The organism is Leptospira bourretii (assembly GCF_004770145.1).
Lineage (GTDB): Bacteria > Spirochaetota > Leptospiria > Leptospirales > Leptospiraceae > Leptospira_A > Leptospira_A bourretii.
Genome location: NZ_RQFW01000010.1, coordinates 456454 through 480143, shown reverse-complemented (window position 1 = coordinate 480143; position 23690 = coordinate 456454). Strand labels below are relative to the sequence as shown.

Annotated in this window: 21 protein-coding genes and 1 tRNA gene; 7 read left to right on the top strand and 15 right to left on the bottom strand. The window is 40.6% G+C overall.

The genetic code is table 11. The annotated features are described in order from the left end of the window. Nucleotides 1–5: 5 nt before the first annotated feature. Genes rpsO through rimP form a run of 6 tightly spaced genes read right to left on the bottom strand, consistent with a single transcriptional unit; the run spans nt 6 to nt 6265 of the window. On the bottom strand, nt 6–272 hold the full coding sequence (gene rpsO, locus EHQ47_RS07240) for a 30S ribosomal protein S15 (RefSeq protein ID WP_100742754.1): 267 nt from the start codon (nt 270–272) through the stop codon (nt 6–8). Between the two features lie 26 nt (nt 273–298). Next, nucleotides 299–1228 (bottom strand): tRNA pseudouridine(55) synthase TruB, encoded by a 930-nt coding sequence (gene truB, locus EHQ47_RS07235; RefSeq protein WP_135776870.1) that lies wholly within the window; start codon nt 1226–1228, stop codon nt 299–301. A gap of 22 nt (nt 1229–1250) precedes the next feature. Continuing rightward, on the bottom strand, nt 1251–1682 hold the full coding sequence (rbfA, locus tag EHQ47_RS07230; RefSeq protein WP_135749700.1) for a 30S ribosome-binding factor RbfA: 432 nt from the start codon (nt 1680–1682) through the stop codon (nt 1251–1253). 10 nt (nt 1683–1692) lie between these two features. Then, nucleotides 1693–4359 (bottom strand): translation initiation factor IF-2, encoded by a 2667-nt coding sequence (gene infB, locus EHQ47_RS07225; protein ID WP_135776869.1) that lies wholly within the window; start codon nt 4357–4359, stop codon nt 1693–1695. Between the two features lie 15 nt (nt 4360–4374). Continuing rightward, the gene (nusA, locus tag EHQ47_RS07220) at nt 4375–5772 is read right to left on the bottom strand and encodes a transcription termination factor NusA (RefSeq protein ID WP_135749702.1); all 1398 of its coding nucleotides are present in this window, start codon (nt 5770–5772) and stop codon (nt 4375–4377) included. Nucleotides 5773–5776: 4 nt separating this feature from the next. Next, nucleotides 5777–6265: a ribosome maturation factor RimP gene (gene rimP / locus EHQ47_RS07215; protein ID WP_243401270.1), complete on the bottom strand. Its 489-nt coding sequence runs from the start codon at nt 6263–6265 to the stop codon at nt 5777–5779. Between the two features lie 48 nt (nt 6266–6313). Here rimP and EHQ47_RS07210 point away from each other — a divergent pair, with 48 nt between their 5' ends. Genes EHQ47_RS07210 through EHQ47_RS07200 form a run of 3 tightly spaced genes read left to right on the top strand, consistent with a single transcriptional unit; the run spans nt 6314 to nt 9607 of the window. Beyond that, nucleotides 6314–7504: an LIC_12708 family protein gene (locus EHQ47_RS07210; protein WP_244290247.1), complete on the top strand. Its 1191-nt coding sequence runs from the start codon at nt 6314–6316 to the stop codon at nt 7502–7504. Beyond that, on the top strand, nt 7505–8995 hold the full coding sequence (locus EHQ47_RS07205) for an NAD(P)H-hydrate epimerase (RefSeq protein WP_135776868.1): 1491 nt from the start codon (nt 7505–7507) through the stop codon (nt 8993–8995). It begins immediately after the preceding gene. Continuing rightward, complete coding sequence (locus EHQ47_RS07200) at nt 8996–9607, top strand: hypothetical protein (RefSeq protein ID WP_135749704.1); 612 nt, start codon at nt 8996–8998, stop codon at nt 9605–9607. A gap of 97 nt (nt 9608–9704) precedes the next feature. Here EHQ47_RS07200 and EHQ47_RS07195 read toward each other — a convergent pair whose 3' ends face one another. From EHQ47_RS07195 to EHQ47_RS07175, 5 genes are all read right to left on the bottom strand, one after another. Beyond that, nucleotides 9705–10124 (bottom strand): DUF1398 domain-containing protein, encoded by a 420-nt coding sequence (locus EHQ47_RS07195; RefSeq protein ID WP_135749705.1) that lies wholly within the window; start codon nt 10122–10124, stop codon nt 9705–9707. A 10-nt stretch (nt 10125–10134) separates the two neighbouring features. Continuing rightward, nucleotides 10135–10605: a MarR family winged helix-turn-helix transcriptional regulator gene (locus EHQ47_RS07190; RefSeq protein ID WP_135749996.1), complete on the bottom strand. Its 471-nt coding sequence runs from the start codon at nt 10603–10605 to the stop codon at nt 10135–10137. Nucleotides 10606–11254: 649 nt separating this feature from the next. Beyond that, on the bottom strand, nt 11255–11995 hold the full coding sequence (locus EHQ47_RS07185) for a UDP-galactose-lipid carrier transferase (protein WP_135748514.1): 741 nt from the start codon (nt 11993–11995) through the stop codon (nt 11255–11257). Further along, nucleotides 11992–12753: a polyphosphate kinase 2 family protein gene (locus EHQ47_RS07180; protein WP_135776867.1), complete on the bottom strand. Its 762-nt coding sequence runs from the start codon at nt 12751–12753 to the stop codon at nt 11992–11994. The genes EHQ47_RS07185 and EHQ47_RS07180 overlap by 4 nt, the downstream gene beginning before the upstream one ends. 48 nt (nt 12754–12801) lie before the next feature. Next, nucleotides 12802–13158, bottom strand: coding sequence for an HIT family protein (locus tag EHQ47_RS07175; RefSeq protein WP_135748526.1), 357 nt, complete (start codon nt 13156–13158; stop codon nt 12802–12804). Nucleotides 13159–13190: 32 nt separating this feature from the next. Here EHQ47_RS07175 and EHQ47_RS07170 point away from each other — a divergent pair, with 32 nt between their 5' ends. Together EHQ47_RS07170 and EHQ47_RS07165 are read left to right on the top strand one after the other, a co-directional pair. Then, nucleotides 13191–14033: a hypothetical protein gene (locus EHQ47_RS07170; RefSeq protein WP_135776866.1), complete on the top strand. Its 843-nt coding sequence runs from the start codon at nt 13191–13193 to the stop codon at nt 14031–14033. A 19-nt stretch (nt 14034–14052) separates the two neighbouring features. Then, nucleotides 14053–14127: transfer RNA gene (locus tag EHQ47_RS07165), tRNA-Arg, on the top strand. A 753-nt stretch (nt 14128–14880) separates the two neighbouring features. On the opposite strand, the gene EHQ47_RS07160 is transcribed toward EHQ47_RS07165, so the two are convergent. Beyond that, a complete protein-coding gene (locus EHQ47_RS07160) occupies nt 14881–16053 on the bottom strand; it encodes a Kelch repeat-containing protein (protein WP_135776865.1) in 1173 nt (390 codons plus the stop codon). A 326-nt stretch (nt 16054–16379) separates the two neighbouring features. Here EHQ47_RS07160 and EHQ47_RS07155 point away from each other — a divergent pair, with 326 nt between their 5' ends. Together EHQ47_RS07155 and EHQ47_RS07150 are read left to right on the top strand one after the other, a co-directional pair. Further along, entirely contained in the window at nt 16380–17369 is a 990-nt protein-coding gene (locus tag EHQ47_RS07155; RefSeq protein ID WP_135776864.1) for a PAS domain-containing protein, read from the top strand. A gap of 100 nt (nt 17370–17469) precedes the next feature. After that, the gene (locus tag EHQ47_RS07150) at nt 17470–18285 is read left to right on the top strand and encodes a PhzF family phenazine biosynthesis protein (RefSeq protein WP_135776863.1); all 816 of its coding nucleotides are present in this window, start codon (nt 17470–17472) and stop codon (nt 18283–18285) included. Nucleotides 18286–18381: 96 nt separating this feature from the next. On the opposite strand, the gene EHQ47_RS07145 is transcribed toward EHQ47_RS07150, so the two are convergent. The 3 genes from EHQ47_RS07145 to EHQ47_RS07135 form a co-directional block, all read right to left on the bottom strand. Then, nucleotides 18382–20184: a methyl-accepting chemotaxis protein gene (locus tag EHQ47_RS07145; RefSeq protein ID WP_135776862.1), complete on the bottom strand. Its 1803-nt coding sequence runs from the start codon at nt 20182–20184 to the stop codon at nt 18382–18384. 75 nt (nt 20185–20259) lie between these two features. Beyond that, nucleotides 20260–22428, bottom strand: coding sequence for a CHASE2 domain-containing protein (locus EHQ47_RS07140; RefSeq protein ID WP_135776861.1), 2169 nt, complete (start codon nt 22426–22428; stop codon nt 20260–20262). Next, complete coding sequence (locus EHQ47_RS07135) at nt 22425–23651, bottom strand: M48 family metalloprotease (protein WP_135748522.1); 1227 nt, start codon at nt 23649–23651, stop codon at nt 22425–22427. The genes EHQ47_RS07140 and EHQ47_RS07135 overlap by 4 nt, the downstream gene beginning before the upstream one ends. Nucleotides 23652–23690 lie beyond the last annotated feature (39 nt).

The following is a 23690-nucleotide window of genomic DNA, read 5'->3' as shown; positions in this document are numbered from 1 at the left end:
AGGAATTACTTCCTAAGGCCGAGTTTTTCAATCAGCTTTTTATAACTTTCAACGTTGGATTTTTTCAAATATTCCAACAAACTCTTCCTCTGGTTCACCATTGCGATTAGACCGCGGCGAGAGTGAAAGTCCTTCTTATTCGCTTTGAAATGCTCAGTAAGGTCTTTGATTCGAGAGTCGAGAAGAGCGATTTGTACTTCTGCAGAACCTGTGTCGTTTGGTTTGCTACCGAATGTAGCAATGATCTGCTGTTTTTGTTCTTTTGTGATCATACTGGTGTCCAGATTTTAATACGGACTCATTTAGAAAACATAATTTTTGCAGCAGGGTCAAAAAATACTTTTCTGTACCGGTAAGGAATGTGGTCCGGTTTCCCTTCGTAATCACACCAAGCAAGGATGGTATCCTCGTCTGCGTCGAGAATGTAAAACCCGTTTTCGACGGGCTTCGGGAGTTTGTCCCAGATGTATCCCCCGTGGATGACTGCTTTTTTCTCTGCATCGTCCACAATGCGGGTGGGAAGTGGGAACACTTCTTTCCAATTTCTGAGGTCATGGGGGGAAATTTGGTCAAGAGTTTTCACATCTTTCAAATCGTAATCCCCGATGGATTCACGGACAAGTCTTTGGAGGGACAGTGGGATTCCCCACTTCTCTGAAAGGTCGAGGATGATTTTCCGAATGTAGGTTCCAGAACTCACATGGATTCGAAACGAAAATCCCAATTTGGTCTTTTGGACAGCTGCCACTTGGTGGATCGAGATTGGCCTTTCCTTTTCTTCTACCACCGAACCTTCCCGGACTAAATCCGACTGGCGTTTTCCTCCCACTTTCAGGGCGGAAATTTTCGGTGCTTTTTGCGAAGTGAGAGCGGTGAGTCGATTCAGTTCCTCTTCTAGACGACTAATCGGAAATTCGGATTCAAAACGAGGTAGGATCGTCTCCCTTTCATCCACTTCCACCACCCCATCCGGATCTCCCGAATCGGTTTTAAGGCCGACGATCACTTCAGCAAAATAAGATTTGTCTTTTCCTAAAAACACTTGGGAAAAGGCGGTGTAATCCCCACAAGGTAAAATGAGTAAACCTTCGGCAAACCGGTCCAAGGTTCCTGTATGGCCCACGGATCTTTGATTTAACAATCGTTTGGTTTTTAATACTAAATCAGAACTTGTGATCCCTGGTGGTTTGTAGACAAATAAAAATCCAGAACGATAGGGTTTCGACATAGGAATATCCACCTATACAATGTTACTTGCTATCTGGATTTGATTCAGAATCGTCCTCAGAACCAGTATCTTCTGCAGATTCTTCTGGATGGAGTTCTTCGAATAAAGTTTTGGGTTTGGATTCATCAATCAAACGATTCACTTCCAAACTTTTGATGTAGTTATTATCCCAGACAAATGTAAATCTTGGATTGGTATGAAGACGAAGATTTTTTCCCACAAAAGAGGAAAGAAAACCAGCACAAGAAACAAGTCCTTGTGTGAGTTTTTTTCTTTCATTGTTATTACAAAGAGCCGTGAAATACACTTTTGCGTATTGAAGGTCTTCACTGATCTCAATCCGATGGAAACTTGGTAAAAAGACCCGAGGGTCTTTTACCTTGCCTTCCAAAATCGCAGTGGAGATTTGGCGAATGATCTCCGATTCGAGTTTTTTCATTCGAATGGGATTCATTTAAGCCGCCTTACAGTTTACGAGCAATCTCTCGGATCTCGTATGCTTCGATTTCATCACCCACAGAAAAGTCGTTGAAACCATCGAGTAAGATACCGCACTCAAATCCAGTAAGAACATCAGCCACATCGTCTTTCATACGTTTGAGGTTTTTGATCTTACCTTCCCAAGTGATTTCACCAGACTCGCTCGAGATGACCCGAACATAAGCTTGTTTTGTGACCTTACCGGATTTCACCATACAACCTGCGATGTTACCCACTTTAGAAATTTTGAATACGTCTCGGATTTCAACTTTACCGATTACGTTTTCTACTTTTTCAGGTTCGAGCATTCCTTCCATGGAAGCTTTCACTTCGTTTACCACATCATAGATGATGCTGTAGTATTTGATTTCTACTTTCTCTTTCTCTGCAAGTGAAACTGTTTTTGGATTCGCACGAGTATGGAAACCAATCACAATTGCGTTCGATGCCGATGCCAAAATGATATCGGAATCTACAATGGCTCCCGTTCCCGCATGGATTACATTCAAACGAACATCAGCAGTCGAAAGTTTTTCGAGGGCTTCTTTGACCGCTTCTGTCGATCCACGAACGTCCGCTTTGATGATGACTTTGAGTTCTTTGAGAGCACCTTGTTTGATGATCTCACTCATGTTATCAAGAGTCACTCGCGTGGCCGCATTTTTCGATTGGCCAAGTCTCTCATAATCTTGACGGCTATGAGAAATAGTTCGTGCTTCTTTGTCGTCAATCACCACATCAAATGGCGCTCCTGCATCTGGAACCCCATCGAGACCTGTCACAAGGGCTGGAAAAGATGGACCCGCTTCACGGATGGAATGACCAAGATCGTCATACATAGCTCGGACACGACCGGCATGAACTCCAGCAACAAAAGCATCTCCTACACGAAGTGTTCCGTTTTGGATGAGAACCGTTGCGACAGCACCACGACCTGGATCGAGTTTTGCTTCGACAATGGTTCCTTTTGCTTTTCGTTTTGGATTGGCTTTATGATCCAAAAGTTCAGCTTGGATGATGAGCATCTCAAGTAATTTATCAATTCCAATATTACCCTTAGCAGAAATATCACAGAAGATAGTAGTTCCACCCCATTCTTCCGGTTGTAATCCGTAGTTGGAAAGTTCTTGTCTCACCTTTTCTGGGTTAGCCGCAGGTAAATCAATTTTGTTTACCGCAACAATGATAGGAACTTCCGCTTCTTTGGCGTGGTTGATGGCTTCAATCGTTTGAGGCATCACCCCATCGTCTGCAGCAACCACTAACACAACAATGTCGGTTACGGAAGCACCACGTGCTCTCATGGAAGTGAAGGCTTCGTGACCAGGAGTATCAAGGAAGGCAATTTTTCCGCGTTCCGTTTCTACTTGGTAAGCACCAATGTGCTGAGTGATTCCACCCGATTCTCCTTCTGCCACTCGAGAAGATCGAATGGTATCAAGAAGTTTTGTTTTACCGTGGTCAACGTGACCCATGATAGTCACCACTGGAGGACGAGTGATATAGTCTTCCGGTGCATCCTTTTCTTCTTCGATGACAGTTTCATCGTAAAGGGAAACAATCTTCACCTTACAACCGTAATCATCTGCAAGGATGGATGCCGTTTCTGCATCGATCACATTATTGATGGTCACCATCATCCCCATTTTCATGAGTTTACTGATGACTTCACCAGGTTTTAAATTCAGTTTTTTGGCAATTTCCCCAACTTGGATATTTTCCAAGATGGAGATTTCTTTAGGAACAGCAGCAAGGGCTGCAGCTTGCGCCTTTTGTTTGCGGAAGGATTGTTTGAAAAACTTAGTGTTTTCGTTTTCTACCCTACCGCCCTTTTCTTTATCGAATACTTTCTTTTTGGCGCCACCAGGACCGCCGGCTCCTGGAAGTCCACCCGGTGCACCAAAAGGAGCATCTCCAGGGGGTCTTCCCGCACCTGGGCCACCTTGACCAATGGGTCTTGCACCACGATTTCCTTGGTATCCACCACCTGAACCACCTTGGCCGGGACCACGATTTCCCTGATAACCGCCACCCTGTCCTGGGCCGCGATTTCCTTGGTATCCACCACCTGGGCCGCCTTGGCCGGGACCACGATTTCCCTGATAACCGCCACCCTGTCCTGGGCCGCGATTTCCTTGGTATCCACCACCTTGACCTTCGGGTCTTTGGGGGCGTGGTGTTGTCGGTCTGGAGACAATCGGGTTACGATCTTCTTTTCTAAAATAACCTTGGTTTCCTCCCCCTTGGCCAGAACCGCCGCCTTGACGATCTTGGCGGTAGTTAGGAGAAGAAGTATCCCCTGAGAGAATGGATTCCGGTTTGCGATCCATAGGAGGTCTCTCTCTTTCTGGTTGTGGCTCCGGTTTACGATCCGGACGAGACACAATGGGAGATGCTTGGGAAGGAGCTTGTGGACCGGAACCGAGTCCCTGTCTTTTGGCTTCCTCACGAATGAGTTCATTCAAATCCTTTTTTTTGTCCGAAGTTGATGCAGAAGGTTTTACTTCCTGTGCACCAGCTTGTGGGCCAGTAGTGGATTCTTTTTTCTCATCTGCAGGTGCCGCTTTTTTCTTGATGACAAGCTTTTTCTTGGTTTTGTCACCACTGGCTCCCTGCTGGAGGGTTTCTTTAATCGATTTTTGCTCTTCCATATTATGCCTTAAAACTTAACCCTCTTCTACCCATTCGATAGATTCACGAAGCAGACGCAAAATTTGTTCTGCTGTCGTTTTCCCGATTCCGGAAATTTTCGAAAGTTCCTCTTGGCTGAACTCGAGAAGGGTTTCCACGTTTTTGATCCCGCCGGCTTCGAGAAGGCCAACGATCCTTGGGGTGAGACCAGGAACTTCGGAAAGCGGAGTGTATCCGGAATCTTCTTCTTCCTCGTCCCCGGCTTCGCTGTATTGGTCGTCTGATTCTTCCATTGCTTCTTGTTGGGCGTTGAAAAGTCGATCCAGTTTTTCGCGAGCTTCCGGTGATGCTAGTTCTTGGTTGTATTGGGATACAGTTTTGATGTCGATTTTGAAACCGGAAAGTTGGGATACAAGTTTTACGTTGGATCCGTTGATTCCGATGGCTAGAGAAAGAGATTCATCGGGAACGATGACAAGAGCATCCCCTCTTTTTCTATCCACATGCACTTCTACTGGTTTTGCAGGAGAGATGGCATTGGCAATAAATACGCTTGGTTCATCCGAGTGAAGGACGATATCGATTCTTTCGTTTCCAAGTTCGCGAACGATGGCTTGGATCCGAACACCCTTCATCCCCACACAAGCTCCCACAGGGTCTACGTCAGACTTACTAGTGGTGACTACCACCTTCGTTCTGTAAGATGGGATACGAGCTACATCACGAATTTCGACAATTCCGTCATACACTTCCGGAATTTCCATTTCGAAGAGTTTTTTCACAAAGTCACCCGAAGCACGAGAGAGTGTGATGACAGGCATTGGTTCGCGAGGTCTAAGTTCCACACGAGAGATAATGGCTTTGAGACGATCCCCTTGGCGGTATTTTTCCCCAGGGTTTTGGTCCTTTTTCAACATGATCCCTTCTACCTTACCTAGGTCGATGGACATGATGTCTTTTTTCCAACGTTGGAAATACCCGTGAGTGAGTTCGCCTTCTTTGGATTTATACTCTTGGTAGAGTAATTCCTTTTCCATATCGCGAAGACGTTGGAACACCATTTGTTTGGCTTGGCTGGAAAGTACCCGAGAAAGGTCTTGTGGTTTTTCAAACACACGCATTTGGGTTCCCACTTGTGCAGCAGGATCCAATTTGAGAGCCTCTTCTAAAGAGATCTCTAGAGGGTTTGTTGTTTTCTCTTCTACCACGTCCCGTAAGACGGAGATGATGATTTCGTTTTTGTTGTCCGACCCAAAGTCTACTTGGCAACGGTCGTCAGTTTCAGCTTCTAAACCGACTTTTTTGCGATAGGCTGCGAGAAGGGAGTCTCGGATGACACCGAGTACGAGTTCTCTATCAAGAGATTTATCCTGACAGAATTGTTGGATGGCTTCGAATAGCCCAGTTTCTTTCGTTGCTTGTTTTGTCGCCATAGTCTTAAATTTCTAAATACAAATTTCCCTTTCGTATTTCTGCGATGGGCATAGATACCGATTTTTGGTTCTTTTTGTGTCGAGTTTTACGATCGTAAAGCGTAAGCTCAACTGAATCCCCCGAAACCGGTCCCAAACGATACAATCGTTTGTCCCATTTTCCTGCTTCCAGCGGCACTTCTAATTTGACTAGAAGTCCTTGGAAACGAATTAAATCCTCCGGCAGACGCAAAACACGTTCTGCTCCCGCTGAGGAGACTTGGAGAGTGAAATCAAATTCCTCTCCCCATAAATCCAGCTCCTCTTTGAGTCTCCTAGACACAGTCTCACAGTCTTCCAAACTAGCCGAGCCAGTTTTATCTGTGAGATGATCCAGTTCAATCTCAATGAGGGCGTGGTTCTTCCGATTCTGTACTTGGAGCGAAAAAAGCGCTAGAGGTGGAGCGAGAACACGTAAAGTAAGTTCTCTGATGTTTTCCTCGGTATATACCAAACCATTTCCAAAAGATCCCAAAAGGGATCTGTATAAGAGACCCAGCCCATGTTAAAATTTAACATGTCTACTGTCAAGTTAGGAAAAGCGAGTTGTCCTGTAAATAAAAAATTAGGGAATGGATGTTGCACCATGCGAATCCTTTATCTCATCCTCACCCTAGTCCTTTCTGTTTCCTGCCTTCGTTTCCGCGTGGAAAACTTAAAAGAGGAAATCCTCTTCCGCATCCCTCTTGGGCAAACCAACGAGAGTTTTGAAGGCGTTGTGGTGAACCAAGTACTCACCAACGTTCCCCTCACCATCCCTAACTCCTCCAATATTAGCGCAATGGCGGACAATAAACAAGCCGTAATCAAACTTTTTGACAGGAATGGAAGGCTTGATGCCACTCTTGGAAACCCTGATTTCAAACCCAATTCAGGAATCCCTCACTATCCGTTCCGATTTGGTGGGATTGGGATTGTTGCCATGAACGAAGATGGGGATCTGATTGTGCAAAATAGAATTTCGACAAAGGGAATGGAACTTCCCCAAGGCGGGGAAAATCTATACAAAACGTACAGTGGTGCCTTCTCCACACAAGGAGCAACGGTTCTACCCTCTTTTCTCGTACAAATCTCTCAAAAAGGTGTCGTGAAATTTATGTTAGGGGCATCGGGTAAAAATACAGAACCCTTCCGTTACATTGAATTCATCCTCCCCGGCGAAGGCGAAAAATTATTCGTTTACCACCGTATAGCAGAAGAAATGCGACTTTCTTATTTTGAAGAGGGAGAACTCAAAGGGAATTTAAAAGAATCAGGGCTTGATGTATTTGCAAGTAATGATGCAAAAGATTATGATATCACCCTCGACAAACTCCTCCCTCACCCAGAAGGAGAGTATGTTCTAGGATCATTTAGTTATTATTCCAAAAAAGACAAACGGTTTAAGTTCCGAAGGATCTTTCGGTTTGTATTTGATTCGAAAAGTTCTGAATTTTTAAAAGAAATCCAAGACCCTTCTGAGATTTTATTTTCCATCCGAAACAATGGAGAATTTTATATTTGGGAAACAGAAGACGGTGGGAATGCGGCAAGGCTTCAAGTCCATGACAAAGAAGGAAACCATATCAATAACAAACGAATTCCTTTTTCTAGCCCACGCGGACAGTGGAGAGAAACCTATACAGATGCTTTTGATAATATTTATTCGGTTCGGATTCGTGCAGGGGCCTTGGAAGTCTATCGTTGGATCTAAATGAAACACCAACCCTTATTCACAAATAAAGAATCCAAATCCTTAGATTCTCTTGCCATAAAAGAATTAGGGTTTCACGAAGAGACTCTAATGGGAATGGCTGCCCTTTCTGTTTTTCATGCCAATGAAGATTTATGGAAAACAGCAGAATCCATTTGGATCCTTTGTGGAACGGGAGGAAATGGAGGAGATGGGTATGCCCTCGCCCATATCCTTTACCAAGAAGGTTTTCCCGTTCGCTGTTTTTCCACAGCACCAAACAAATCAGAGGCGGGAAAGTTCTATGAAGCATTGGTTTCCAAATCACTCGGCGTCACCAGTAACTTAGAAGATTTTTATAAAGAATGGGAAGAGGCAAAAGAAGATTCCGTCCTTATTGTGGATGCCCTTCTAGGAACAGGATTTCAAGGGAAACTTTCCAAAGAACTAGTGGAACTCATTGAAACCATCAATGACTCCGAGGTATTTTTTTACAGGTTGTCGCTTGATACAGCGAGCGGGTGGGATCCAAATTCTCTTGGAAAACCAGGGGAGACGAATGTATTTGTTTATGCGGATTCCATTGAAGAACTAGGAACAAGGAAATGGGAGAACGTAGGTTTTATTTATGAAAAAGATTCGATTATTCCTAGATATTACGAATCCATTGGATTCCCCATCAAAACCCACCTAAACAAAGCTATATTTTCCAATCGTTATTATTTAGAACCGAACCCAGAATCGGCAATCCAAGCCCTAAAAAGAAAAAACAAGGACCATAAATACAGTGCTGGTTCTGCCATTTTTTATGGTGGAGAAACTGGAATGGAAGGCGCCATTTTACTTTCTGAAAATGCCTTTTTAAGGCTCGGTGGAGGGATTAGTAAAATATTTTCCCCGTCTCCGCAAATTTGCTCCCTTGTTTTAAAAGAAGATCTTTCCAAAATGACAAAAACTTCTTCCTTTTCGGATACCACCAGCGATCCCTTTTTTATCAAAACAAAAACTCTGGTTGTAGGCCCCGGACTCACAAAGTTTCCGAAAGATTTGGAAGGATGGACTCTCCCCGAAGATAAAAAACTGATTTTGGATGCCGGTGCCATTCCTAGTTTTGGAACCAAACTTCCCAAAGGGAATCAAATCTTACTCACTCCTCATGTAGGAGAACTGAATCGAATGACTGGTAAAACTCACAATTCTGTCCAGGCAGCCTACGATACGTTAGTCGATTATTGTCCACAAAACAATGTGTATGTGTTACTGAAATCCTTTGTGAGCCTTCTTGTTTGCCCCGATGGTTCCTCTTATATTTGGGAGTCACCCAATCCCAAACTTGCTACGATGGGAACGGGAGATTTATTATCCGGAATTTTGGCTAGATATCTCAGTTTGGATTTTGACATTCCCAACTCCGTTCACCTGGCTCTTTCCTTTTTGGATCACTCCAAACAATTGGAAGAACCTTATCCTTCTGCCCACCAAATTCTAAAGTCTCTTGTGGAGTTAGTATAAATGGGAAAAGGATACCATTCTCGTTCCCCGGAAGAATTCAGAGAATACCTCAAACAAATCGGGGATAAAAATAAAAAAACTAGATGGAGGCAGATTGTTCTCCTGATTGATTTAGTCCTTGTTGTTTTGATATTTTATATTGGGTTTCGGGCTTTAAATCCAGGCAGTTTCCAAAATCGCACCCAGTCCGACAAACAGGTTGTAGACGGATACCCAACGTATTTAAGTCTTTCCCGTGAAGAAGATGAAAAGTTCCAAGGTTATTTTTTATTCATCGAAAATAATACAAAAAACCAAATCCAGTTTCCAAACCCCAAGTGGAAATCAGAATTTCGAATCAAAACAAAACAAGGGGTTTTGTGTTTCCAAGAGGAAATCTTTTGGGAGAATCGAACCATTCCTCCCAATGCCAATGGTTTTTTATACCATTCTGTTTCCAAAGAAAAATGGAAGTCCCTTGTATCCGATTGTCGCAAAGAAATTTTTGATGAAGATGCTTCTATCTTTCGTTCCAAGTTTCGCTCTTTGGACTTAGGTTTTTATTCACAAGTGCTTCTCCATTCAGAGGACAGAACTTATACGTTTCAAATCAAACAGAAACCGTATCGGTGAAAATGAAATATATGAATTTCAAGATATTCTTAAGGAACTAGAAACGACAACTCCCCGCAGACAAGTATTGTTCGAAGCTCCATATCTTTTTAAATCATTATCTCTCGACTGTCACCGCAGGATATTCTTCCAGATAACTTTCACCGTTCACACCATAATAAACTACCTTACGACTTGCGAAATCAACATCGTAACCAATCACCCCTGCTTCCCAAGCTGATTTTAGAAATTCAGGGAAACTGCTTCGACCTTCCTGGTCAGTGCGAAGAGCGGTGATGAGTGCGTCCCGATCAAATTTTGCAATCTCAAAAACGCCACTAACAAGAGGAGTTCCTTGTTGGACCACAGAACCTTCTTTCATTTGGTAGACAGCTTGGCAAGCCGGTAGTGACCAACGGTTACTTTGAACACCTGCACTGCGAAGTACTTCTGCAAGTACAGGAAAGCCGCCGACTTTCGGACGAATGGACATGGCAAATTTTTGCGCTTCTGTTAATTTTGTTGTTAGGTTGGTCATTGAAATCTCCTCATTCGATTGGGTTTAAGTTTAGTTTATGTAATGCGGCAAGTTTCAAAAGAGACTTTCGAAGTTGGTCTTTCTCTGCCGCAGATAATAAAGAGAAAAAACTGGAATCGTTTTCATCTGCGATTTCTGAGAGTTTTGGAACTAGTCTTTTAGCCTTTGGGGTGAGTTTGATTTCTTGGTAACGCCTGTCTTCACTTGCTTCTTCGCGGATCACAAGGTCTTTGTTTAAAAGTCTATCGATGAGTTTGGAAACAGCACCCCGACTGAGGCCTGTGATTTCTGCGATGGTACTAGGCGAAGTGGTGGTTTTGTAAGAATACATTTCCCGAAGGATCACCCATTCGGCTACGGTCACATCCAAACTGGCAAGTTTCCTTGCAAACGAATGGGAAACCGCATTGGAAACCACACGCAAATGATATCCCAGGTGGGATTTTAAGTGGCTTGGTTCTAGATTTTGTTTTTTCAGCATAATCGCAATTTAGTTTCCTAGTAAACTATTGTCAAGGAAATTGATTTGGTTTTATTAAATTCAGAACCTTTTTTTGGTGTAAATATTGTGTTTTTTGCCGAGATATGGCAAATGGAATTTTAACTTTAATCGTTCTATAAAAATCTCCGAGTATTCATTCGAATACGAATATAACAATTGTTTTACAAATAAATTACGAAAGACTCAAGCACAACATTTCATTTAACTCATGTAAGTGGCACTTCGAACTAAAAATCCTTACCGATGAACAAATCGTTCAAACATAACAAATCAAAATCAACCAATTCTTTAAAAAAATATTGATAAGGTAACTAAAGTTATCAAATTTTGCTATAATGAAAAGGTTAACGGCCGCTTATCTCATCTTATTATTATTATTGAATTTGGTTTATTGCAATAAACCAAAAAAGGAAGACCAAACGCAGGAAAGACGAGGAGAATCCTTTCTTAATTGTTATTTAGTCAAAACGCGAGAATTTACCGATAAAACAGATGCAGATATTTTCCAAGAGTGTTTGATCTGTTATGCGAAAATTTGCAACATTCCACATCTCTTATAGTTTTTTAAAATAAGAATACAAGGATTCAATATAAAATTCAATTTCGATTACAACTACTTATATATCTATTATTCCAATTCCTCTTGCAAACGATAAGCCACCGTTTCTAAAACCATTTTCCGTGCGAAGTATTTATCATTTGCTGGAACCAAAAACCAAGGAGCTTTGGGAGCATCGGTTTTGGCAAACATTTGGTTGGCTGCTTCTTCATAGAGGGTCCATTTGTCACGATTACGCCAGTCTTCGTCTGTGAGTTTCCAACGTTTGAGTGGATCGTTTTTTCTGGTTTCGAATCGAAGTAATTGTTCTTCCGAATCAATGTGTAACCAAAATTTGATGACGATGGTTCCGAAACTCACCAGTTGTTCTTCGAAGAGTAAAATTTCTTCATAAGCCCTAGACCACTCCGATTCAGTTGCAAACCCTTCCACTCGTTCCACAAGAACTCGACCATAATAGGACCGGTCAAAAATTCCAACATGGCCCTTTTTTGGAATTCGATTCCAAAAACGCCAAAGGTAATGGTGTTGGATCTCTTCTGCGTTAGGTGCAGAAATGTTATGCACCTCAAATAATCGTGGGTCAATTTCTTGAGTGAGCCTTCGGATCGCCCCCCCCTTTCCTGCCGCATCCCAACCTTCGAAAACAAAAAGTATGGGTCTGTCTTTTGCCTTTGAAAGAAAAGTGAGTTCCCGAATTCTATTTTTCAAAACTTTCATCTTCGTTTGGTACTCGTCAGGTGATAGATTTTGTTTCATATCTAACTGTTGCAAGTGAAGGATACGATTTTGCAATGAATTTGATTTCATGGAATGAGCTCCATACCGTGATTGATAGACTGTAAGGCACTTCTTGAATCAAATTCTAAGATCCTCTCCAAACGTTCCAAAATTGCCTCAAAAACGAGAAGTTTTGTGTCGTCTTTTTTATCACAGGAAATGATTTGCCAAGGAGAATCAATGGTTCTGGAAGAACTTAAAATAGAATCAAAAATATCGAAGTAACGGTTGTAATGTTCCCCTTGGTCTTTGTCAAACCGAGACAATTCCCATTCCTTTTTTTTCTTTCTAGAATCTTCTAATCTTTTCTTTTGATCTTTTTTAGAAATATGCAAAAAGAATTTGTGAACGATAATTTTATCTTTCGAAAGAATTCTTTCCGTATTCAAAATGGATAACAATCGGTGATCATATTCGGCTAAGTTTATTTTTTTTTCAGAACGCAAATAAGCCAGACGACTGTAGTATGTATTGAGATAAAACAAAAACTCCCCATACCTGGGAACCACTCTCCAAAAATTCCAAAGAAAAGGATAACCTCTATCTTCAGATTGGTCTACATAAGGAGAGTATACTTTAAACTTCCTTGGATCCAAACGAATGGTCAATGATTGTAAAATCGAACCTTTGCCTGTGGAAGCAAAACCTTCGATGAGAAAGATATGAGCGATTTGTTGTTTGGCACTCTCTCTTTGTAAAAGAAAAAAACGTTCCTGTAAATCAGTCAGATCGCTAATCGAATATTTAGGAACTTGGTTGGTTGGATGTCTTTCTAAAACCACAACCAAGGATTGTAAGTAAGATTTGTAAAAAACCTATTCTTTTTTAGTAGTTTTTTACATGGGCCGAGGAAATCCAGGGCCTGTGGCTTTTGCGATATGATCGATTCCTTTCTCTTGGTTTTCATACCTAGGGATCAAATGTACGTGTAAGTGAGGAACTTTTTCCGCAATGGCCACAATGTACATTTTTTCAGGTTCCTGTTTCTTTAAGATCTCTGTGGCTTTGTAAAGAGCCCGTCCATAATTTTCAAACTCAGACAAAGACAATCCAAACCAAGATTCCAGATGTCTGCTATGTTCCATGTACAAATACCCTTCTAGGTTTTGGTCCGCTTTTCTTAGGATCCAATCTTCATTTTGAAAAAGGATTTGGCTTTCATTTTTATGGGCTTCACAGATAGGACAGGTCATCATTCTTCCCAAATTGGCCGATAGGTAAAGGGATGAGAATCTATTTTTTAATCTTCCTTGTCTTCGTCACAATGGGTGCCAGGTCCATTTTTGCCCAAACGAAGGGAGATTCGCAAGAGCCTTTCACTGACTTGGTATATTCTCTCTCTGAAGTTGTTTTTTCAAACCCATTCCGCAAAGAGGAAACAGAAATTCGCAAACGAATATTGGAAGCCAATGCTTCTGAGGTGAGAGAACTTCGCATCCAATTAAAAAACCTACTTCGTTCTGAATCCATAACGAAAACCGATGCCAAAGAAAAAACCAAAAAGTTGAATTCGTTTGTGACTTCCCTAGAAAGTCTCCCCAGTTTAGGCGGTTTTCTTTGGAAAGAAGAAACAGGAACAGTATACCAATGGGGGGATTGGTCGGATTTTTATGAAGATGGATTTACGAAAGACAAACTCAGACTCGAAGGACAGATCCCTTCCTTTGTCTACGACCGTGGCACTGTTTATTTTTTTGTCAAAAACCCTCCCGGCTCTCTTCCCGCTGAATTTGGATTTTTAGGTTGGGAATCCCACTTCTATGCTTTTGGTGACGAAGGTTCTTTGCGGTATACCAATGATTTTCACTTGGATCCTTCCGAACGTCTTGGTGATTTTCGAAAAGCCTTTGATTCCATTCGCAAAAAATTCCCCGGCTCGCAAATCATTACTGCCAATGACCTAACGATCTTTATCGTTCCTGGTGAACCCAAACCTATTTACTATGTATTTTTATTCCTGCGGTTGTTTCTGATTGGCTGGACCCTTCTCCTTTCCATCTACATCATTCGGATGAGCCTTTCTCATCCAAAAAATCATTTGCCCGAACACAGGGTCCCCCTATCCTGACATTACATCCCGTCACCATGCCCTGGTAGTTCAACGGATAGAACATCGGTCTTCGGAACCGACAGTGGGGGTTCGATTCCCTCCTGGGGCACCAGTTCAATCATCACTTCAAAATCCATCTAACAAAACAAAGCTGGGAATCGAACAGTTTTGCGATCAGAAATGAGAACGACCCATAGGGAGTGAAAATTTCTGTCCCGTAGCCAGGATGGCGAAGGGAGAGCAAAACCGTGCCTCGGAGCGCAGACAACACGGGATGTGTTGGCAGTGGAGAGGGCGATTCCCTCCTGGGGCACCAGTTCAATCATCACTTCAAAATCCATCTAACAGAACAAAGCTGGGAATCGAACAGAACGTGGGGGCGAGTCCCGAAGGCTAAAACTAGGAATTCTCGCTTCTCTTCCGGTTGGCGACCAATGTATCAGCGTTTGTCGGGACCAGGCTACTTCGGGGTCCGCTTACGCTCCCGTCCTTCCGACCAAGCCCGCCGTATCCTTCTCGCTTTGGGGAAGAGTAGCAGAAAAACTATTCCAAAGTCTTTACACATTTCATAAATTCAAATTTTGTTTTTATGAAACGATTCAAGAACTAATATCAATTTTCCATTGTCGGTAATTTAGAGAGGGAAACACCAATCGGATCTAAAAGTTCTGGAAGAGTATATTTAGTTCTATTCAAAACAAAATTGTATGCAGTCCAGGGAAAGAGCAAAATAAATGAGGCATGTTCAACTGGCAATAAGTATTCTTCTTTAGAAAAAAGCTGAGCATTTACAGAAACGCTAATTTCAGAAACAATCCCTGACTCATAAGATACTTATCATTTCCAATGGTTTTGAAAAACACCACTATAGTTGACCATTCAAATAAACAAAGGAACCATTTGTCTTTCCTTCACAACTTCGGATCTGCCCCGATTGATTTTCACCACCGCAAGCGATGATGGAATTTCCCAATGGCTCAAAAACAAATAAAACCCTTGGAATTTGTAGCTGGTAAGTTTCTTTGGTTACAACCCCTGAGTTTGAAACCTTATAACAATCCATTGGTTCTATGTAAGAACTGTTTTCAAATCTGCCACCACCGCAAATGATTACATTTGCATTTATCTTTACAGAACCATGCCCTCCGCGAGTTTCACCCATATTTCCAATGACAGTAAAGTTCCCTGTTCCAAAATCATAAATTTCCAGAGAATTGGAATAGGAATAAACTCCGTTTGCATCAAAGGAATATCCTCCCGTAAACAAAACCCGATTGTTCTCCAATAAATTTGCAGTATGATTGGAACGTCCAATAGACATTGATTGGCCCACAAGTGAAAAGGTGTTGGTGGTAGGATCGAAAAGTTCTGCAGATGACAAAGTTGTGTTTAGCCCATCGCCACCCACAATTAATACTTTTCCATTTTGCAACAAGGTAGCCGAATGCCTTCTCCGAGCTACATTCATATCACCAATTGATTCAAAAGAATTTGTATTTGGATGAAAAATTTCTACCGACTTCAACTTTTCAGATTGTTTTCCGAAACCACCTGTAACTAAAACTCTACCATCATTTAAAACTGTAGCAGTATGGTATGTTCTCGGTACATTCATTGGTGAAATCATCTGGAACGAAAGGTTCGAAGGATCAAATATTTCTGAGTCAGAAAGAATGAACCGACCGTCATAACCACCAACAATTAAAACCTTTCCATTTTGCAAAAGGACAACTTCATGTTGGACTCTCGGATGATTCATAACTCCCAGATAGGAAACTTGGTATTCTGTTAATCTGTAAACATTGGATGTTGCATACGATCTTTGACTGTTCCCACCAAATAAGAATGCTTCAGTTTCAGAATACTTTATGGATTGTTGTTGTTTTAAACCAAATGGAGAAAAGTAATCAAAAAGAAAAAATATCCCTAATAATTCTTTTCCAACCTCTCCTTCTTTTTCCTTTTCCAGAAACAAAACACATTGGTCCAAAAATACGAAACAAATGAAAAACAAAAAAACCAGTCTAAATCGCTTCATATTTTTTATCTAAAATCTTTTGAATCATAAAAAACAATTCTTCTATTCAAAAAAAATCTCAGGTATACTCCAAACACAAATCAAATATCATCACATAACTCTCGATTGGCGATCTTTTTTTTATAAAATCGAAAAGATATTTTCATCAAATTCAATCAGAAAGAAATTAGGACGGACCTATCCTTAGGCAAAATCAAAAAAATCAAATTTTCAGAAAACTGAATCATGAACGATTCATTTTAGAACCATATCCACTCACTTGCAGATGATACGATTAGCCATTTTCTGATTTACGTTCCCGACAGAACTGAAACTTTGTAATAAAAATGATTCCCAATCATCCAGTCAATTATGCGCAAATGGTATTAGATAATTCCACAGACGCCATATTACTAATGGGAACCAATTATTCTGTACTAGCCTTCAATCAAAATCTAGAAGAGACCATCCAAGCATACTCTGGAAAGATTCTAAAAACTGGAGATGACTATCGAAACTTTGTCACGAGATCCGACAAAGAAGTATTTTTTGATCTCTTCCAAACTGCTGTTCGTGGAGAAAGTGTTACCATTGAAAGACTTGCCAGTCTGAACCAAATTTCCATTTGGTATGAATACAAAATGACTCCCACTTATGATAAGGACAAAAATCTTTTAGGAGTCTGTTTACGTGCAAAGAACATTGATGCAAAAAAGAAAATGGAAATTGCACTTTCCGAAAGTGAACAGAAGTTTCGCAATCTAATAGAATCAGCACCAAATGCCATACTCATCGTCGACTCAAAAGGAAAAATCATTCACTGCAATCTAGAAACAGAAAATACCTTTGGTTATCCAAAAGAAGAACTCATCAACCAAACGGTAGAACTCCTCGTACCCTTTCAGCACAGAGGCGGTCATGACCGTATGATCGAAGGATATTTCCAATCGCCTAAACCGATGCGAATCGGTAAAGATCAGGTGACAACGGCACTGAAAAAAGATAGAACCGAAATTTTAGTGGAAGTGAGTTTAAATAGTTTTGTTGTCAACCAAACAAGTTACGTGTCCGCAATCATTGTGGACATCACAGAAAAAGTATTGGCAGAGAGAAAAATCAAAAAACAAATTCACGAATTAAAAGAAATTGCAAGAATCCAATCACATGAAATCAGAAGCCCTCTTTCGAATATCCTTGGTCTTGTGAATCTTTTGGAATCGGGAATGCCTGAGGAAACAACAAAAGAAATTTATTCACACTTAAAAAAGTCAGCAACAGATTTAGATACTTTCATTTGCGATATTGTCAAAAGAACTGCCATAAGCCTTTCCCAATAGACAAATTTCATAGTATTCAAAGAACAAATCGACAACTGTATACTTTCAAATTATGTAACTGTATACTTTTTTAATTTTGGCTTTCTGATAGAATCGATTCATGAACCAAAGCCTATTGATTGTAGATGCATTTACGAATTCTTTATTTTCAGGTAATCCTGCGGCAGTGTTAGTGCTTTCTGAGTGGCCCGAAGACAAGTGGATGCAAAATATCGCAAAGGAAAATAATCTTTCAGAAACCTCCTTTCTTGTTAAGGAAGGAAGTGATTATCGAATCCGTTGGTTCACACCTCTTGTCGAAGTTGATCTTTGTGGGCATGCAACTTTAGCAGCTGCTTATGTTTTGAAAAATCATTATGAAGAAAGACGAAATCAATTTCAGTTTTTATCAAAATCGGGGCCACTCCCCATAGTGATCAAAGAAAATTTGATTTATCTCAATTTTCCAACCTACCCAATATTCCATAAAAGCATAACGATCGATCCCAAAGAAATAAACTCCATCCTCGGAAAAGAACCCGATGAAATTTGGGAAGGAAAGGATACCATCTTTGTTTATCAATCAAAATCAGATTTGGAAAGTTTAGTTCCCGATTTTTCGAAATTAACCAAAATACAAACAAACAGAGGTTATATTGCAGTTTGGATCAATGATTCTGGTTTAGAAAACACAGATTATGAATTTCGATTTTTTGGGCCAGGCCTTGGAATACCGGAAGACCCTGCTACGGGTTCAGCCCATTGTAGCCTAGCTCCCTTTGTGGCCGAGAGGTTAAAAAAGAAAAATTTTAAGTCCTTACAAAAATCAAGCAGAGGAGCAGAATTTTTTATCGAACTCCAAAAGGAACGAGTTTTCATTGGTGGGTCTGCCGTTTTGTATCTTCAAGGTAAAATCAAAAGCCCATTTGACAAATAGAATGCGCAAGCGATTGCAGCGGAAATCCTTTTGCAGAGCAAAAGATTGGAGCGTAAAGCGCAGTCGCCGTTAGGCGATGCGCCCCCATTCGAAAATTTAAATTTGGAAAAAACCAATATCTCGTTTTAGATTGTTTGCTTGGTCCGAAAGGGTAGAACAAAGTTTGTCAATCTCACCCACAAATTGGTTCAGATACTCTGTTCCTTCCGATATGGATGCAATGCTATGGGACAACTCAAATGAAGTACGTGCCTGTTCTTCTGTATTTTGTTCTATCTCCAGTGCAGAGCGCGTTAAATTTCCAAAACCTTCCTTTACATCTTTTGCAATAAACATCTGTTTTTTGGTCATTTCAGAAGATACCTTGATGAGTTGGACTGTTGTTTCCACTGCCGTGCCGATTTGGGAAAATGTTTTTTCTGTATTGGAGACAGCGGACCTTCCCGACTTGGAGGCTTCGTATGCTTTTTCTACTGCTTCTAAAATGCGTTTTGTATTCTGAAGTGTTTGTTCACCAAGTTTTGAAATTTCGCTGGCCACTACAGCAAAGCCACGCCCAGCTTCACCTGCTCGGGCCGCTTCGATGGAAGCATTGAGAGATAAAAGTCCAATTTTATCGGAAATATCACTGATGACTTGGATCACATCTGCTGTATGTTCAACACTAGTTTCAATATCTTCCATAGCGGATAAAGTTGAGTGTAAGGCATTTTGACCAGAACGAATTTCTTCTTCCATTTTTTTAGTTTCCGCTTCTGTTCGTTCCATTGAAGAATGAACATCGACTAATACAGATTCCATTTCAATTAACGATTGGAGTGAAGCATGAGTGATTTCATTTTGTGTTTTTGCACTAGTTGCCGTGGAGCGAATGCTTGCCGACATTTCTTCGACTCCGGCTGACATCTGTTCTGTTGAGGATGCCTGTTCCATCATTGCCTGTGCCAACCCTTGTGTTTGAGATGCAATCACTTTTGAATCCTTACTCACTCGTTCTGCTTCACTGATAACACCTGCCGTGATCTTTCGAATACTTTCTATAAAAGAATTAAGGGACAAACTTCCTAATCCCAGTTCATCAGTAGAAATCATAGCGACAGTATTACGAAGGTCTCCTGTGGCAAGACCCTCATAACGTTTTACCATTTGGTCAGTATTAAACTTTAATGCCCGAACAAACAAAGATGTCAAAATATATATTGCGGTACAAATGAACAAAGCAAGTAAACCAATTGTAATACCTGTATTTTGTAATCGAATGATTCCAGTGACTTGGGTACCAAGTAAGTATCCAAGGGTAGTCACACTCATACTAAAAACAGCAAACATTGTGAAAAATACTCTCGGAAAAATTCCAATTTGAGGAATTTCTTTTAACGACAGAGGTAAATCTTTTAAAACAGGTTGTGATAAAACAGGGGCAAGCCTTAACTCAGTTAGAAAAAAATGAGAAACACCTAATACTGGATAAATGATAACAGGCAAAACTGCATAAGGAATTAGTTCAACAAGAGTTGGAGTAAAAAAAAGAAAAGTGATAAGGGCTGCAAAAGGAATTCCAAGAGACCACTGCACAAGAAAATAACCGGAATTATTTCTCGGAAATTTTAGGAGTCGAATTTTTATTTCCTGTTTTTCTTCGGTTGTCTTTTTTAAAAAATTTTCCGGAATGGTTTCGGTAATTAAATTTCGCAGACGAAAAAAACGAATGGTCGGAACAATATAGGAAATTGTAAGGGAAATCGAGGCACCGAGGACAACATACACCGCCTTCTCAAAGTTATACTCTCCGCCAGAAACAATAAACAAAACAGCAATTGGCACGGCTAAAATTGAAGTTAACAATTCTAAACCCAATGTCAATTTCCAACAAATCGATGTGATTTCCCTTTTCCCCATTTTGTTTTTTCCTTTTCATAACTAGTTCTATTCTTTGTATTTTTTTATTTATAGAATTTAAGTAAAAATAAATATTTATTTTGAAGTTCGAGTATACACACCATTCCAGTCGACAGGTGGCGGGTTTTTAAACAAAGACTGACAACGCTCAATCAGAAGTTGGCTTGGAACATCTTTTTTACCATAAATTTCGGAAACTTTTTCAAAAGAACGAATCGCATTTTCCCAATTTCGATTTAGGTAAAACTGAAAACCCTCTTCATATTTTTTTTCGGCTTCAAGAACTTGGGACGAAAGATCTGAAAGAAAACAAACTAAACTATAAATTTTTACAGGCGTTTCTTTTCCTTTGACACGAATCCAGTCCAAAAACCGAAAGTGGAATTCTTGATTGCAAACGGCTTCGATACTTTCTGAAACCAAAATGGAAACTCCGTAATCTTTTGCAGCTGCTTCTAAACGAGCACTAAGGTTTACCGTATCTCCCATCATAGTATAAGAAGCAAGGCTATCCGTTCCCATAAAACCAACCTTAGCTGGTCCACAGTTCAGTCCGATACGAAAGCTCATATTTCTGGCTGTTTCCGTATAATCCATTTTTTGTTTCCAAGTGGACCTGAGAATTTCTAATTCAGAAACCATTTCAAGAGCCGTTTTGCAAGCAAGCCTTGGGTGTTCTTTATTTTGAATGGGTGCACCGAATATTCCAACGATTGCATCTCCAATGTATTTATCCAGGGTTCCCGAATTGGATTTTAAGATTTTTGTCATTGCGGAAAGATATTCATTCAGTAATCTTGCGAGGTCACTGGCGCTTAACTCCTCACTGATTGAAGAAAACCCAGCAACATCAGAAAAAAAGGCAGTGATCTCCCACTCCCCTCCTTTTTTTAAAGAATCCATGTTTTCCAATGCTTCACTGACAACACCTGGATCGACTAAATTACGAAGGATACTGTTAAACTTTCTTTTTTCTTTTCCTTCTGTGTAAGTGAGATAAGCAAAACCTAACAAGTACGATACAGGAAATCCAATGACAAAAGAAGAAATTGGTAAAACCAAATCAATTCTATACAAAAAGTAAAATAAACCAAAAAAAACAGATATTGCAAGAATTGGATAAATATTTTTCAGCAAATGCCATTGGTTGATAAAAAGAACAAGAACTCCAATCATCAGTATAAACAAAGTAAAACCAATTCCAAAAACTTCCGGGAGTTCACCTAACATATGTCCTTCGATTAGATTGGAGGCAAAAACAGCCTGACCGATTACACCGGGGAAAAGTCCGTAGGGGGTGACAACATCATCATGAGTGGAAGCCGCAGAGGTTCCAATTAAAACTATTTTATTTTCGAATACGGAGGGAGGGACAAGGAGTTGGTTCGGATCTTCGACTTCACTTGTATTGAGTTGGTTTAAAGATTCAATGATCCCTGCTGCAGAATAACGCGGGATATTTCGAAGTTCCTCCTCAGTATAAAAATAAGCTCTGACCAAACCATCTTTTCCCAATGGAATTTTTCGTATTGTATCGGCTTTTTGGATCAAAAACCTGCCATTTTTCCATTCCGTATGATACGGTTCAAGTGAGGCAAATGCTTGTAAGGCGAGAGTTGGGAAAAAATAATTTTTCCAACGAATGAATGGAGTAAACCGGCGAAGGATTCCATCGCTATCGGGAATTACATTCACTACATGGATCATAGGCGAAGTTTCGCCGACTTGGCCAATGGGAAAAGATGCATTTTCATAACGGGGAAAAGGGGAATCATCTGGCAAAGGAACATTAAATTTTTGCACCAAAGTCTCTTCACCTAACCTTGGAATGACGATTCCGCCATCACGGAAATTGGCAGCATGCGAAATTTCTCCCAAGTTTATGTTAGCAGCAACCAAAGCTTCATCATAGTCAGACCTTTCCGTAAACAAAATATCGATGATGGTAACTTTTGGTGGAGTGATGAGTTTGGTATAACCAATGAGTGTGGGATAAATATTTCGTTTCCATGGCCACTGCCCTAACTCTGGGTGGTCTGCATACTTGGCGATACTTTGTTCATCAATGTCAATGATAACAATATCTTTGGAAAAACGATGATGCGAAGGAAGTAAATGAAATAATAAATCAGATAACTTTCTGTCTAAAATTTGCGAAATACCAATTAACGACAATAAGGCGATGATGATTGTAGGAACAATGACCATCAAAAAAAACGGCAACAGAATTTTTTTTTGTTTCATGGTTTTAGTTTGGACTTAAATTCACTCCAACGGTCTTTTGGAATCGATCCATTTTCAATCCCAATAGTGGATTCATAAAATACTAGTTTTGCAATTCGAATCGTGGTATCAGGGTGAGTTTTTTTGAAAGATTCGGTTCCTTCTGACTTGGACAAAGTGTTCAGATAATTGGATAACCCAACTGGTGAGTAACCAGACTGGCTTGTTAAACCAACGGCTGCTTCATCTGCTTCCAATTCCAATTTCATATCTCGCCCGGTTTCAAAAAATTGTTTTTCTAATTCATCCAAAACCTGGCTAGTGGTTGCATTCACAACCTCACCACCGGGCGGAGACAAAAGCCCAGAAAGAATATCCAAAAATACATTTGATTGTTTGAATTCTCCATTGTGAAAGAGTACAATGTGTCCCATTTCATGTGCGATGATTCCTGCAAGTTCCGATTCTGATTGGATTTTTTTTAAACTAGCAGTGGTGATAAAAATAAAACCCCCAGGACAGGCATAGGCATTGATTTGTGAGGATTCAATGACACCAACCCGAAAACTCAAATCTTTTCGAGAAGAAACTACTGCCAGTCTTTGGACCACTCCATTTAAGTATCCTGTTAATTCCGTATCCCGCACTAAGGGATATTTTTTGAGTAATCTAGCCGCAAGAGAACGTCCAAGTTTGACCTCAGCCTTTGTTTCTTTTGCCACTTCTAATTCAGAAGAAAAGAATAGATTCCCGAGCCCAGTGGAATTTTCAACTTTTGGATCAATTGGTAAAGAATGGAGTGTGGGAGATTCAGACGGAACCGATTCAAGCCAACGCAATGATTCAAAGTCATATAGATCCCCTTCTCCCCGCAGTCTCATCTTTTGTGTTTCAGAAAGTCCCCTGGCTGCCGCCGTCTTCGTAAAGTCAGACGCTCTTTGCCTTGCAACTACGGCCTCCGATGAATTGGATGTAATGCCCAATTTGATTTGGTTTCCTGGAGGGAGTGGAGAAACAAATAACTTTGATACCCAACCCAATTGGTCACGGGCCCGCACCTGAACAAAAAGTCCTTGTTCGCTGATAGGAGATAGTACTTCTCCCATCACCAACGCAGAACCCTCTGCACTTAGTTTGGGTTGAGAAAGAAGTTTCGCCTTTGTGCTTTGTACGTATACATTGCCCTTCGCGACAAGCGATTGTGCTAAAAAAAGAAACAAAACGGTTTGAGATAGTGCTCTCATTCAAGAAATTATCAATTTGGTTGAATCCTTTGGAAACTC

Coding starts and splice junctions, on each gene's coding strand:
- rpsO (WP_100742754.1), bottom strand. CDS start 272: ATGATCACAAAAGAACAAAAACAGCAGATCATTGCTACATTCGGTAGC.
- truB (WP_135776870.1), bottom strand. CDS start 1,228: ATGTCGAAACCCTATCGTTCTGGATTTTTATTTGTCTACAAACCACCA.
- rbfA (WP_135749700.1), bottom strand. CDS start 1,682: ATGAATCCCATTCGAATGAAAAAACTCGAATCGGAGATCATTCGCCAA.
- infB (WP_135776869.1), bottom strand. CDS start 4,359: ATGGAAGAGCAAAAATCGATTAAAGAAACCCTCCAGCAGGGAGCCAGT.
- nusA (WP_135749702.1), bottom strand. CDS start 5,772: ATGGCGACAAAACAAGCAACGAAAGAAACTGGGCTATTCGAAGCCATC.
- EHQ47_RS07210 (WP_244290247.1), top strand. CDS start 6,314: ATGTTAAAATTTAACATGTCTACTGTCAAGTTAGGAAAAGCGAGTTGT.
- EHQ47_RS07205 (WP_135776868.1), top strand. CDS start 7,505: ATGAAACACCAACCCTTATTCACAAATAAAGAATCCAAATCCTTAGAT.
- EHQ47_RS07200 (WP_135749704.1), top strand. CDS start 8,996: ATGGGAAAAGGATACCATTCTCGTTCCCCGGAAGAATTCAGAGAATAC.
- EHQ47_RS07195 (WP_135749705.1), bottom strand. CDS start 10,124: ATGACCAACCTAACAACAAAATTAACAGAAGCGCAAAAATTTGCCATG.
- EHQ47_RS07190 (WP_135749996.1), bottom strand. CDS start 10,605: ATGCTGAAAAAACAAAATCTAGAACCAAGCCACTTAAAATCCCACCTG.
- EHQ47_RS07185 (WP_135748514.1), bottom strand. CDS start 11,995: ATGAAATCAAATTCATTGCAAAATCGTATCCTTCACTTGCAACAGTTA.
- EHQ47_RS07175 (WP_135748526.1), bottom strand. CDS start 13,158: ATGACCTGTCCTATCTGTGAAGCCCATAAAAATGAAAGCCAAATCCTT.
- EHQ47_RS07170 (WP_135776866.1), top strand. CDS start 13,191: ATGAGAATCTATTTTTTAATCTTCCTTGTCTTCGTCACAATGGGTGCC.
- EHQ47_RS07160 (WP_135776865.1), bottom strand. CDS start 16,053: ATGAAGCGATTTAGACTGGTTTTTTTGTTTTTCATTTGTTTCGTATTT.
- EHQ47_RS07155 (WP_135776864.1), top strand. CDS start 16,380: ATGATTCCCAATCATCCAGTCAATTATGCGCAAATGGTATTAGATAAT.
- EHQ47_RS07150 (WP_135776863.1), top strand. CDS start 17,470: ATGAACCAAAGCCTATTGATTGTAGATGCATTTACGAATTCTTTATTT.
- EHQ47_RS07145 (WP_135776862.1), bottom strand. CDS start 20,184: ATGGGGAAAAGGGAAATCACATCGATTTGTTGGAAATTGACATTGGGT.
- EHQ47_RS07140 (WP_135776861.1), bottom strand. CDS start 22,428: ATGAAACAAAAAAAAATTCTGTTGCCGTTTTTTTTGATGGTCATTGTT.
- EHQ47_RS07135 (WP_135748522.1), bottom strand. CDS start 23,651: ATGAGAGCACTATCTCAAACCGTTTTGTTTCTTTTTTTAGCACAATCG.